This window comes from Novosphingobium sp. NPDC080210 (assembly GCF_050281025.1).
Classification (GTDB): domain Bacteria; phylum Pseudomonadota; class Alphaproteobacteria; order Sphingomonadales; family Sphingomonadaceae; genus Novosphingobium.
Map to the genome: position 1 here is coordinate 1,198,847 of NZ_JBNNWL010000001.1, position 12,118 is coordinate 1,210,964.

At 62.5% G+C, this 12,118-nt stretch carries 13 protein-coding genes; 8 read left to right on the plus strand and 5 right to left on the minus strand.

The genetic code is table 11. From position 1 onward, the window contains the following. The first annotated feature begins 87 nt into the window (after nt 1-87). A complete protein-coding gene (locus tag ACQKOE_RS05695; RefSeq protein ID WP_374590873.1) occupies nt 88-1,779 on the plus strand; it encodes a bifunctional protein-serine/threonine kinase/phosphatase in 1,692 nt (563 codons plus the stop codon). A gap of 226 nt (nt 1,780-2,005) precedes the next feature. Here ACQKOE_RS05695 and ACQKOE_RS05700 read toward each other — a convergent pair whose 3' ends face one another. Both ACQKOE_RS05700 and ACQKOE_RS05705 read right to left on the minus strand, forming a co-directional pair. After that, nucleotides 2,006-3,217: a CmpA/NrtA family ABC transporter substrate-binding protein gene (locus ACQKOE_RS05700; protein ID WP_374590871.1), complete on the minus strand. Its 1,212-nt coding sequence runs from the start codon at nt 3,215-3,217 to the stop codon at nt 2,006-2,008. Beyond that, nucleotides 3,217-3,795: an ANTAR domain-containing response regulator gene (locus tag ACQKOE_RS05705; protein WP_374590869.1), complete on the minus strand. Its 579-nt coding sequence runs from the start codon at nt 3,793-3,795 to the stop codon at nt 3,217-3,219. Before ACQKOE_RS05705 ends, ACQKOE_RS05700 begins: the two co-directional genes overlap by 1 nt. Before the next feature lie 577 nt (nt 3,796-4,372). On the opposite strand from ACQKOE_RS05705, the gene ACQKOE_RS05710 reads away from it, so the two are divergent. The 3 genes from ACQKOE_RS05710 to ACQKOE_RS05720 are packed head-to-tail and all read left to right on the plus strand — an operon-like array spanning nt 4,373 to nt 6,635. After that, the gene (locus ACQKOE_RS05710; protein WP_427511922.1) at nt 4,373-4,834 is read left to right on the plus strand and encodes a DUF2924 domain-containing protein; all 462 of its coding nucleotides are present in this window, start codon (nt 4,373-4,375) and stop codon (nt 4,832-4,834) included. Beyond that, nucleotides 4,831-6,147 (plus strand): recombinase family protein, encoded by a 1,317-nt coding sequence (locus ACQKOE_RS05715; RefSeq protein WP_427511923.1) that lies wholly within the window; start codon nt 4,831-4,833, stop codon nt 6,145-6,147. Before ACQKOE_RS05710 ends, ACQKOE_RS05715 begins: the two co-directional genes overlap by 4 nt. Beyond that, entirely contained in the window at nt 6,144-6,635 is a 492-nt protein-coding gene (locus ACQKOE_RS05720) for a hypothetical protein (protein ID WP_427511924.1), read from the plus strand. Before ACQKOE_RS05715 ends, ACQKOE_RS05720 begins: the two co-directional genes overlap by 4 nt. On the opposite strand, the gene ACQKOE_RS05725 is transcribed toward ACQKOE_RS05720, so the two are convergent. Next, nucleotides 6,632-7,249: a GntR family transcriptional regulator gene (locus ACQKOE_RS05725; protein WP_374590863.1), complete on the minus strand. Its 618-nt coding sequence runs from the start codon at nt 7,247-7,249 to the stop codon at nt 6,632-6,634. The two genes, ACQKOE_RS05720 and ACQKOE_RS05725, sit on opposite strands and share 4 nt — an antisense overlap. Before the next feature lie 142 nt (nt 7,250-7,391). On the opposite strand from ACQKOE_RS05725, the gene bioB reads away from it, so the two are divergent. Genes bioB through ACQKOE_RS05745 form a run of 4 tightly spaced genes read left to right on the plus strand, consistent with a single transcriptional unit; the run spans nt 7,392 to nt 11,414 of the window. Continuing rightward, nucleotides 7,392-8,411 carry a biotin synthase BioB gene (gene bioB / locus ACQKOE_RS05730; RefSeq protein ID WP_374590861.1) on the plus strand — a complete coding sequence of 340 codons (1,020 nt, stop codon included), beginning with the start codon at nt 7,392-7,394 and terminating at the stop codon, nt 8,409-8,411. A 5-nt stretch (nt 8,412-8,416) separates the two neighbouring features. Further along, nucleotides 8,417-9,544 (plus strand): 8-amino-7-oxononanoate synthase, encoded by a 1,128-nt coding sequence (locus ACQKOE_RS05735; protein ID WP_374590859.1) that lies wholly within the window; start codon nt 8,417-8,419, stop codon nt 9,542-9,544. Then, on the plus strand, nt 9,541-10,158 hold the full coding sequence (bioD, locus tag ACQKOE_RS05740; RefSeq protein ID WP_427511925.1) for a dethiobiotin synthase: 618 nt from the start codon (nt 9,541-9,543) through the stop codon (nt 10,156-10,158). Before ACQKOE_RS05735 ends, bioD begins: the two co-directional genes overlap by 4 nt. Beyond that, complete coding sequence (locus ACQKOE_RS05745; RefSeq protein ID WP_374590855.1) at nt 10,155-11,414, plus strand: adenosylmethionine--8-amino-7-oxononanoate transaminase; 1,260 nt, start codon at nt 10,155-10,157, stop codon at nt 11,412-11,414. Before bioD ends, ACQKOE_RS05745 begins: the two co-directional genes overlap by 4 nt. Before the next feature lie 71 nt (nt 11,415-11,485). On the opposite strand, the gene ACQKOE_RS05750 is transcribed toward ACQKOE_RS05745, so the two are convergent. Continuing rightward, complete coding sequence (locus tag ACQKOE_RS05750) at nt 11,486-11,746, minus strand: hypothetical protein (protein WP_374590853.1); 261 nt, start codon at nt 11,744-11,746, stop codon at nt 11,486-11,488. Between the two features lie 37 nt (nt 11,747-11,783). Beyond that, entirely contained in the window at nt 11,784-12,116 is a 333-nt protein-coding gene (locus ACQKOE_RS05755) for an excalibur calcium-binding domain-containing protein (protein WP_427511926.1), read from the minus strand. Nucleotides 12,117-12,118: the final 2 nt, after the last annotated feature.

The window sequence follows — 12,118 nt, forward strand, 5'->3', positions numbered from 1 at the left end:
TCTCCTGAGGCTTGACGGAACGAGGAAGGGAACGATCCTCACGCGGGCGGGCGACGTGCCCGTGCGCGTAAGGGGCTGATTTTGACGATGCGCAGCAAAGGGGAACTCGTGGTCGCGGTGGGCTTTGCCACGCTGACCGGACCGCGGGCCGACAACCAGGACTTTGGTGGCGTCCATCTTGGCACCGCATTGGAACGCGCGCGCCACGGAATATTGGCTGCGGTGGCGGATGGCGTATCGGGAGGAAAGGCCGGGCGCGTCGCTGCGGAACTGGCGGTGCGCGCGCTGATCGAGGGGTTCTATGCCATGCCCGCCACGATCGGCCCAGCCCGCGCCATGCATCGGCCGTTGGCGGCGTTCAATCGGTGGCTGTTCAGCCAGGCTCGCACCGAAGCGATGACCAACAGCGCCACGACTTTCACCGCGCTGGCGCTGCGCGGCAGGCGCGCGCACTTGGTCCACGCGGGAGACAGCCGGGCATGGCGCTTTTCGGGCGGTCGGCTCACCTGTCTCACCACCGACCATGTCCGCCCCGAACCGGATCTGAGCCACGTGCTTATCCGCGCTCTGGGCATCGAGCCGGAACTGCGGCTGGACCATAGCGATGTGGAACTGGCTGAACTGGACCGCCTGGTGCTCACTACCGACGGGATCCACGGCGTGCTTTCGCCTCCGCGAATCGCTGCGATCCTCTCGGAACACGCGAGCGCCGAAGCGACCGCACAGGCGCTTGGCGACGCGGCGATCGCGGCCGGGGGCCAGGACAATGCAACCGCGCTGGTGCTCGATATCGTGCGGTTGCCGGATCCGGACCACGACGGAATCCTGGCTGGCATTTCCGCGCTGCCCTTCGCGGCAGCGCCCCTGCCCGGAGAAAGCATCGACGGCTTCCGCGCCGAACGCGTGCTGTCCGAAGGTCGCCACGCCGTGCTGCTGCTGGCCACCGATACCGAGGACGGCAGCAAAGTGGTGCTCAAATTCCCGCAGCGCGAAGTGCTGTCGGAACGGGCATTGCGCCTCGCTTTTGCGCGCGAAATGCTGCTGGCGCAGCGGATTGCCAGCCCGTTCGTCCTGGCCGCCCATGCGGTCCGGCCAGACCGGCAAAGCGCGCTTTATTCGGTCCTGCCGTTTCTTGACGGGGAGACGATGGCGCAGCGTTTGGAGCGCAGCCTGCCGCCGCTCAGGCAGGGGCTCGATGCCGCGATCATGCTGACCCGGGGGGTTGCGGCACTGCACCGCTTGGATGTCGTTCACCGCGACATCAAGCCCGACAATGCGATCCTCACGGCCACCGGCGGTCTGAAGCTGATCGATCTTGGGGTTGCGCGGCTCCCCAAGGTTGAAGATTTCAAAAGCGACGAAATACCGGGAACGCCCGGATTCATGGCGCCCGAGCAGTTCCATGGCAATGCCGGCGACGCACTGACCGATCAGTTCGCGCTGGGCGTTACGCTGTACCGTTGGTTCACCGGCAAGTGGCCTTATGGCGAACAAGAAGCCTTCCAGCGGCCGCGGTTTGGCCGAGCCTTGCCACCTTCGCGGCACCGGCCGGAGATTCCGAGCTGGCTGGACGATGCTATCATCACGGCGATCCAGCCCGAACGCGATGCCCGCTTCGGCGATGTGATCGAACTGCTGCGCACGCTGGAAGGCGGCGGTGCGCTGGATCTCGGTCCGCCCCGGAAAACCGCCTTGATCGAGCGCGAGCCGGTACGGTTCTGGCAGGCAGTCAGCGCGCTGCTCGGCGCGGCGCTGATCGCCTCGCTGCTGCTGCGCTGATCCGCCACGTGCCACGCCGTAAAACCCCTTGCTTTCGCGCACGCAAAAAAGCCGCCGCGAACAAGCTCGATAGAGCTAATTCGGGCGGCGCCGTTGCCACGCAATGTCAGTCTAACGCCGGTTGCTGGTTACGTCCCGTCATTGGAACGCGCATTCCCGGCGGAGCTCAGGCTAAGCGAAGAACAGGCTTCGCCGCAAGAACTTTTTTGCAGTGCAGCAAGATCCGTCAGGGCAGGTTTGCAAGGTAGCCGCGCATCTCGTGCGGATCGAACGCGATTCTGTCAAAGAAGCGGTTGTCTTCCAGCGTCATGGCCCCTTGTTGCGTCCCCACGGCGGTCAGCCCGGCAAGGCTGCCTTCAACTTTCGAACTGGCTCCGGGCAGCGGCTCCCTGCTGCCCAGCAGCGCACTACGATAGACGTCGGGGCGGAACACGCGCGCTACCTTCTCGGCCTCTTCGTCGGAGTACTCTGTACCGTCCCACCGCGTCATCTGGGTGTAAAGCCAGAGCGCCTGGCTGATCCAGGGAAAGTTCGCCGCCTCACGATACTGGAACATGAAGTCCGGATAGTGAACGGGCTTTCCGTTCTTTCTCAGCAGCAGTCGATCAGAGATCGCGCGCCGGATCAATTCCACTGACCCGTCAAGATATTCGCTACGCGCCAGTATGGCAGCATTTGCCTCATGGTTGTCCGGATCTACAAAATGCCGCGCGGCAGCGATCAACGCGCGGACCAGGGCTTCGATGTCTTCGCGCCGCTCGGCCAGCACCGGTTCCCGCATCGCGAGTACCTTTTCCACCCCGCGGCGCCAGATTTGCGCCGTGGCCAGTACGATCCGGCCCGCGCCGCGTGCTACGGCAACGCTGTTCCATGGTTCCCCGACGCAAATGCCATCGACGTCCCCAGCTTGCAGTGCATCTGCACAAAACGGCGGCGCAACGGTAACGATTTCGACATCCGCATCGGGGCGAACACCGCAGGCTGCCAGCCAGTAACGCAGCATATAGTTATGGCTCGAATAGCGATGGACCACTCCGAACCGCAGGCGGCTGCCCGCGCGCTTGCGTTCCATTGCTGCTTCCCGCAGCGCGGCACCGACAGCAGTGGGATCGCCAAGTCGCCCAGCACTGGGCGCAACCCGGTCCGCAAGGTCGCACCGCAGCGTGATCGCGTTCCCGTTCAGCCCCAGCACAAAGGGGACGGACAAAGGGGTGGCCGGTCGCCCCCGCCCCAGCGTTGTCGCAAGCGCAAGCGGCGCGACCATGTGCGCAGCGTCGCTTTGCCCATAGAGCAAGCGATCCAGCACCGTCGCCCAGCTCGCGTCCTTGACCAACCGAAGCGAAAGTCCCTCTGCTTCGGCAAATCCATGTTCGCGCGCCAGGATCGGCAGACATGCATCGATCAGCGGAAGAAAACCGACCGTCAGTTCGCTTGACATCACTTTCCTCCAAGCAACTGGTGCGCGGTTAGGACAGCCTCGGCAATGTCGATGATCCGTCGCCCCTGGTTCATCGCAGTCTTGCGCAGCTCTGCATAGGCTTGCGGTTCGCCCATACCGCGGCTGTCCATCAGGATGCGCTTCGCCCGGTCAATTGTTTCGCGCTCGGCCAGCTTACCGCGAGCCTCGGCCAGGTCCGCCTCAAGCCGAGCGAATGCATTGAAGCGCCGAACGGCCAGATCGAGCACTGGCCGAATGCGGTGCGGAGCGAGGCCATCGACGACATAAGCTGATACTCCTGCCTCGACAGAAGCTGCGATTGATTCCGCATCGCTTTCATCAACGAACATGGCGATTGGCCGAGCCACCGCCCGACTAACCGCAAAGTATTCCTCGAGCATATCACGCGATGGATTCCCAAGGTCCATGAGAACAATATCGGGCGACACCGCGCTAATTCGCGCCACCATTTCCCGGCGTTCGGTAATGACGAAAAGCTCGCAATCATCAAGCGCAGCCAGGCCATCGCAGATTACTGCGGCCCGCGTAGCACTCTCATCGACAACCGCAATGCGCATTCCCGCCTTGTGCAATGCTGCATTGCATCATTCAATCGCAAATCGGGAATTGACACTTCGAATGAAGTTGGAGCTGTCGAATTGCGCCAAAGGAGTCAGCTTTTACGAGCAGAGGTGGTCTTTCCACCTCGAAGCATCATGGTGAAGCTCTGAGCATAGCTCCGGCCATATTTCCGAAAATCCGAATCAAATTACGCCCGAACTCGCTGGCCATGCTTCAGACAGTGGCTCAGCGCTCTCCGAAAATTACGCCCACCTACGATTGTAAACGTCGAAACCAGATAAGTCCCAATTTCTTATTGTTATTCTGCTCACCACGCGTACCTCCGAACAACCCCTCGGAAAGATCGCAGGACCAGATGCAGGCCGGACAAATACCAGATCGCCATAACATGATAGCAAACATGACCGACGATCAGCGCTTCACCGAGTTGGGGCAAATTATCGCCGCCGGCATCATACGGATGCACGCAAAGTCCAGTTCTATATCTGCGGGGGACGCAGATAGTTCACTCGCTATCTCGCCGAGCAAGAGCGTGTGTCGAACCCGGGGACGCCCCCGAGTTGGAGAACGCTAATGCAGAACTATGACGACCCGCAGGTGCTTGCGCGCCTGGCCGCGCTAAAGACCATGACAATGCCGCAGCTACGGCAGCAGTGGGAGAAGCTCTTTGCTGCCGGTGCTCCCAACAACAGCCGCCCTTTTCTTGAGCAGCGCCTCGCCCACCGGATCCAGGAGCTAGCCTTCGGTGGCCTTAGCAAACCCATCATCCGCACCCTGGGTATGCTGGCCGACGAGGTCGAGGGCAAGAAGATCAGGAAGTCGGTGATCTCAGATCCCCGCAACCCTATCATTGGCACGCGCCTGATCCGGGATTGGAAAGGGACCGAGCACACGGTCTTGGTCGCCAAGGATGGATTCGACTGGAATGGTCGGCGCTATAAATCGCTCTCGGCGATTGCCAAATCTATCACCGGCACGAACTGGAACGGATATCGCTTCTTTGGCCTGCGGGCAGCCGAGGGAGGTGCGCGATGACTGAAGCACGTCGCCGCATCCGCTGCGCTATCTACACCCGGAAGTCATCAGAGGAAGGCCTTGAGCAAGAGTTCAACAGCCTCGATGCGCAGCGCGAAGCTTGTGAAGCCTACATCGCAAGCCAGCGCCACGAAGGCTGGCTCACCATGCGCGAAGGGTATGACGACGGCGGGTATTCAGGGGGCAACCTTGATCGTCCGGGCTTGCAGAACTTGCTGGAAGACATCCGCGCAGGCCTGGTCGACGTCATCGTAGTTTACAAGATCGACCGCCTGTCCCGCTCGCTGATGGATTTTGCTCGGCTCGTCGAGGTGTTTGATGAGCACAAGGTGACGTTCGTGTCGGTCACCCAGTCATTCAACACGACGACCTCGATGGGGCGCCTCACCCTGAACGTCCTCCTCTCATTCGCGCAGTTCGAGCGCGAGGTGACCGGTGAGCGCATTCGCGACAAAATTGCGGCCAGCCGCGCCAAGGGTATGTGGATGGGTGGGTTCGTGCCATGGGGCTACGACGCCGTCGATCGCAAGCTGGTTATCAATGAGGCGGAAGCGTCACAGATCCGCTTCATCTTCGAGCGCTTTATTGAACTGGGCTCGGCCACCAGGCTGACCCGCGAGCTCGTCCGCAAAGGCATCACCAACAAGCGCGGTCGGCCAATCGACAAAGGCTTCCTCTACAAGCTGTTCCGCAATCGGGTTTATCTTGGTGAAGCTGTTCACAAGGGCACCAGCCACCCCGGCGAACATAAAGCGATCATCGACCAGCCGCTCTGGGATAAAGTCCACTCTATCCTGAAAATCAGCCCCCGGGTTCGGGCCAACAACACCCGTGCGCAAACCCCCGCAATGCTCAAGGGGCTTATCTACACCGACACCGGCGTTGCGATGACGCCGACGCATACACGTAAGGGTGAGAAGCTATATCGCTATTACATCTCGATGGATGCTCTGAAGAACCGCAGCGACGAAGGCCAGGGCTCAATTGTTCGCCTCAACGCCGGCGTAATCGAAAGCGCGGTCGTTCAGAAAATCCGACAGATGTTGCGCGCGCCCGAAATTGCAGCCAAGGCTTGCGCTGCACTCAGTGCTGCGAGATCGGGCCTTACCGAGAACGATGTAGCGAGTGCTTTGGCAACCTTCGACAGCTTCTGGGACAATCTGTTCCCGGCAGAGCAGGACCGGACCGCCCGGCTGCTCATCGAACGCGTTGTTGTCAGCAAGGAAGGCATGTCGCTTGATCTGCGGACCAGCGGGCTTAGCTCTTTGGTCAGCGACATGTTGCAATTGCCCAAGCTGGACAAAGCCGCATGAGTGAAGCTGCCGGCATCACCACGGTCTTTATCCCACTCGTGATCCGAAAGCGGAACGGGCGGCCGCGCATTGCGCCGCCGGACGACTATGTTGCGAACGACGACAATGGCGGCGTCGATCCGCACATAATGCGCGCACTGGCGCTGGCATGGAGCTGGAAACGTAAGCTTGAGGCCGGTGAGGCTTCCTGCAACCAGGACATCGCCAATGCAGAGGGATTTACTGCTGCCTACGTCGGGCGGGTTGTGAGGCTGGCTTATCTCGCGCCCGCCGTGCTCCACAAGCTGCTGATTGAGCGGAATGCTCCGGCCGCCAGGCTTAAGGACTTATGGTCTGCGATTGATCTGCCTTGGGCGAAGCAGGAGGCGGTCATCTTTCGGACAGGCGGCAACCAATATGAACGCCCCTTTGATTCAGCGCCTCTATGGGCGCTGAAGACCGCTATGTCGGCTGTAGCCCGCATTACAATTTCGATGCGACCGAACTAGCGGGCGCCTCGCAAGGGCTTAACCCGGTCAACAGCGTTTACGTGACGGGCCAGGAGTGCGCCGGCTTGCTCAAGATTGGCAGCCGCGTAGGCTTCGAAGATCCGCCAATGGTCGAAGTTGTATCTGGGCTTCCATGGTCCGCGTTCGCGCGACGCAAACACGTGACGGGAATAGGCTAAATTCAGCTCCGCAATCGAGGCAATCAGCCGCGGCATCCCGCAGGGTTTGGCGAGGCCGACATGAAATTCGCGATTAGCGGCCTCACTTTCAAACAAGTCCTGCGCTGCATCACCTCGGCGCAGCACGCTTTCGAGGAACTTGAGGTGATCCTTGCCTGGGGGTCGCGCGATCGAGCGCACTGCCAGCACCTCGAGAGCTCCGCGCATTGCCGCGACTTCACGTTCTGTCGCGGCATCCAGCGCGGTTACGCGCACGCCGCGACGCGGCAGGGATTCGAGCAATCGTTGGGCTTCGAGCTTTCGAAATGCCTCGCGCATGGTTCCCTGGCTGACGGCAAATTCCCGGGCCAGATCATCCTGCCTGAGGCGCTCATTGGGTGCGAAGTCGCCGTGGAGGATGCGTCGCAGCAAGGCTTCCACAATCCGCTCGACCAACCCATCGGCGTTTCCATGAGGTGACCCGGGCAGCATTATCGATAATCGATCGCGAATCTTGGTGACGCAAGCATAACGCCGCCCATACAGCCCCGGAACGAAAGCAGCGACACCTCATATTATCGATAATTTGGAGCAGGACATGAGCAAGAACCAGGCCGAAGCAAAGTCGCGAAACGACTGGACACGCGAAGAAATCGCAGTCCTGTTCGACCTCCCGTTCGATGAACTGCTGTTCCAGGCTCAGTCCGTCCACCGCACGCATCATCGCCGGGGCGAGGTCCAGCTCAGCACCTTGCTATCGATCAAGACCGGGGGCTGCCCAGAGGATTGCGGCTATTGCAGCCAGTCCGCCCATGCCGAAAGCGGGGTCAAGGCCGAGAAATTGATGGACGTCGAGGCCGTGCTGGCCAGTGCTGCCGAGGCGAAGGCCGCAGGATCGCAGCGGTTCTGCATGGGGGCAGCCTGGCGCAACCCCAAAGACCGCGACATGCCCGCCTTGGTGCGCATGGTCGAAGGCGTCCGCGCGCTCGGCATGGAAAGCTGCATGACCCTGGGGATGCTCAGCCAGGACCAGGCCCAGGCGCTGGGGCAGGCCGGGCTCGACTACTACAACCACAACATCGACACGAGCCCGGAAAATTACGCCAGCGTCATTACCACCCGCACCTTTCAGGACCGGATCGACACGATCGAGCACGTGCGCACGGCCGGCATCAACGTATGCTGCGGCGGAATCGTCGGAATGGGCGAGACGCGGCAGGACCGGGTTGGCTTCATCCACGCGCTTGCAACGCTTCCCCGGCATCCGGAAAGCGTGCCGGTCAACGCCCTGATCCCGATTCCGGGAACCGTGCTGGGCGACATGCTCGAAGGCACGCCGCTCGCCCGGATCGACGAGATCGAGTTCGTCCGCACCGTCGCGGTGGCGCGGATCACCATGCCGAACAGCATGGTGCGGCTTTCGGCGGGACGCGAATCGATGTCGGACGCCGGCCAGGCGCTGGCCTTCCTCGCTGGTGCCAACTCCATCTTCACCGGTGACAGGTTGCTGACCACTCCCAATGCCGGGGACAGCCGCGACAGCGCACTGTTCGCGCGGCTTGGGCTCGTGCCGATGGCAAGCGACCAACCGATGCGAGCCATGGCAGCGGCTGAGTAGCGGTGATGCCCTTCACCGCCCAGGCCGAAGACCTTGGCCGGTTGACGCGGGATGCCCGTCGCCGGGCTCTCTCGCCGCAGGTCGGCATCGACTTCAGCTCGAACGACTACCTCGGGCTGGCACGTTCGCCCTTGCTTGCCGCGGCGGCACGCGGCGCGCTCGATCGCGGGGTGCCGACCGGTTCGGGCGGATCACGACTGCTGCGGGGAAACGATCCCGAGCATGAGGCGCTTGAAGCCTATGCCGCGACATTGTTCGGCTGCGAGCGAGCGCTGTTCTTCTCAAGCGGGTTCGCAGCGAATGCGACCCTGTTTTCCAGCCTCCCCCAACGCGGCGATCTGGTCGTCCACGACGAATTGATCCATGCCAGCGCGCACGAAGGTCTCAGGATCGGCCGCGCCGAACGGGTCGCGGTGGCGCACAACAACCCTGACGCCTTCGATACCGCGATCCGGCGCTGGCGTGCTGGCGGCGGCGCTGGCCGGGTCTGGATCGCGGTCGAGAGCCTCTATTCGATGGACGGTGACCGCGCCCCGCTCGACGCCCTGATGACGATCGCCGCAGGCCACGACGCAGTGCTGCTGATCGACGAGGCCCATGCAACCGGGGTGTTCGGCCCCGACGGCCGCGGACTCGCCGCCCATCTCGAAGGCCGCGCCAATGTCATAACCCTGCGGACCTGCGGCAAAGCACTGGGAGTGGAAGGCGCACTGGTCTGCGGCCCGGCGGTGGTCGCCGATTTCCTGGTCAATCGCGGACGCGGGTTCATCTTCTCCACCGCGCCTTCTCCGCTAATGGCGGCCGTGGCGCGCGCAGCACTGGGCTTGATGCACAGTGCTGCGCAACTCCGCGAAGCGCTGTGGAGCCGAATCCGCCACGCAGAAACGGTCTTTGCCCCCTTGGGCGCGACCGTTACCGGCTCGCAGATCCTTCCGTTGATCGTCGGCGACGACGCGCCGGCGATGGCGCTCGCCGCCCGGGTTCAGGCCGCCGGGTTCGACGTGCGCGCGATTCGCCCGCCGACCGTGACGCAGGGCACGGCACGGCTGCGGATCACCATCACCAACAACGCCAGCCTGGAGCAGATTACCCAGCTTGCTGGCCTGCTCGCCGAATTGCGGCAATCCGCATGAGCCGCTTCGTCGTCACCGGGACCGATACCGACGTCGGCAAGACGGTATTCGCCGCCGCGCTCGCCGCACACTTGGGTGCACACTACTGGAAGCCTATTCAGGCCGGAACCGGTGACGGCACCGACTCTGCCCGGGTTGCCGAACTGTCGGGCTGGCGAGCAGCAGTCCTGCCCGAGGCTTACGTGCTCAAGACCCCTTGCTCGCCGCACGAGGCCGCGCGCATCGACGGCGTGATGATCGCTCCCGATCGGCTTGCCCTGCCTGCCGAAGATGGGCCGCTGGTAGTCGAGGGCGCCGGAGGCGTGCTGGTGCCGATCACAGGCGATCTGCTCTATGCCGATCTCTTCGCCCGCTGGGGCCTGCCGGTGATCCTGGTTGCGCGTACCATGCTCGGCACGATCAACCACAGCCTGCTCTCACTGGAAGCGCTGCGCTGCCGGGGCGTGACCGTCCACAGCATCGCATTCGTCGGCGAGGCCGAGCCGGCGAGCGAGGAGGCTGTGATCCGGCTGGGCAAGGTAACCCATCTCGGCCGCCTGCCCCGGCTCGACCCGCTGACCCCGGACACGCTCGCCAAGGCCTTCGCCGCCCATATCCGGACCGACCACCTTTGAGCTCGCCTGTCTGGCATCCTTTTCACCAGCACGGCCTGGAAGAGCCGATCCCGCTGGTCACCCGTGCCGAGGGTGCCGTGCTCCATACCGCCGACGGCCGCCGGGTAATCGATGCGATTTCGAGTTGGTGGGTGACCACGCATGGCCACTGCCACCCCCGGATCATGGCTGCGATCCGCGACCAGAGCGAACGGCTTGACCAGCTGATCTTCGCAGGCTGGACGCACCAACCGGCTGAGGATCTCGCCGCCGAACTCGTGCGGATCATGCCGCGCCCGCTCGACCACGTGTTCTTCTCCGACAGCGGTTCAACCAGCGTCGAGGTGGCACTCAAAATGGCGCTTGGCATGTTTGCCCACCGGAACGAGAGCCGCCACCGCATCGCCGTGCTCGAGCACAGCTATCATGGCGACACGATCGGCGGAATGTCGGTCGGTGCGCGCGGCGTGTTCAACCGGCCCTATGCGCCCCTGCTGTTCGACGTCGAAACGATCCCCTTTCCAGCGCAAGCCGCCGAGCAATTAGCGCTCGATGCGTTGGAGCGCTTCTGCGCGAGGGGCGCTGCCGCGGCCTTTATTGTCGAGCCGTTGCTGCTCGGTGCGGGCGGCATGCTGATCTATCCCGCTTGGGCCCTGGCCGAAATGCGAGCGATCTGCGCGGCTCACGGTGTGCTGTTCATCGCCGACGAGGTGATGACGGCCTGGGGCCGCACCGGTACGCTGCTTGCCTGCGAGCAGGCCGGGGTCGTGCCCGACATCCTCTGCCTTTCGAAAGGGCTGACCGGTGGCTCGCTGCCGCTGGCCGTCACTATCGCAACGCCCGAAATCTACGCCGCGCATTATTCGAGCGATCGCGCGAGGCAGTTTTTTCACTCGTCAAGCTACACTGCAAACCCATTGGCTTGCGCCGCAGCCAATGCCAACCTTGCGATCTGGCGTGACGAGCCAGTGGCGGAGCGGATCGCCAGCCTTGCCGCGCGCCAAAGCAAAGGCCTTTCCCGGCTTGCCGAATACCCCCGCATCACCAATCCGCGCCAACTCGGCACTGTGATTGCGATGGATGTGGCGGCGAACGATGATGGATATCTCTCCGAAATCGGACCCACCCTCAAGGCCGCGTTCGCGGCACGCAATGTGCTGCTGCGACCTCTAGGCAACACAGTCTACGTCATGCCCCCCTATTGCATCGATGATGTCGATCTCAGGCGTGTCCACGATGTGATCGAGGAAGTGTGTCATGAGGCACTTCCGAAATAGGCACGTCATGAACGAGCGGTGGGCTTCGAAGGGGATCACGGCGCCGTTCAACTCATGCTTTGTTTGCGTGGTCAGGCCGGCGTTTCGACAAGCTCGGCGATGTCGAATGCGAAACTCTTCCATCCGCGCACTCGAGCAGCCTCTCTGGCTGGCTCACTCTTTCGGCGAGCCTCAGCCAGCGAACGAGTGTGGCCCCAGAATACCTCTGTCTTGCCGTTCTCACGCTCAGCCACGATCCGCCAGTAATGCGTGAAGCCATCGGTTGTCGGCCCGATGGTCTTTACATACCCATCGGGAAGAGTGGCGGTGAGATAGCGGCGCTCCTTTTTCATGGAATTTCAATCTTGTCTTCGTGGATTACTTGCGAACTTATTCGCAAGCCACCCCATCCCCATCGCGATCCAAGCCAGCACGATAGCCGGGGTCTCCCGCACGAATGGGTGCGGCACCTGCAGCGAGCGCCGCGGAGCAATTTGGATAATACTCAGCACGTCTCCCCATCAACCCCGAACGCGAAGCCGCACTAGATTCACGCTTCGGGCCCGAACCAGCCCGATGACAGTGATAGTCTCCGGTCTTGCGGTTGTTATCGCATCCGCTGGCATCCAGTCCGCCGGGATGGGCTATCGCAGCGTCCGTTGACGAAAGCAGCAATACTGCAGCGATTAAAGCTCGCACAGCCGATCTCTCCTGGAGCACCACCC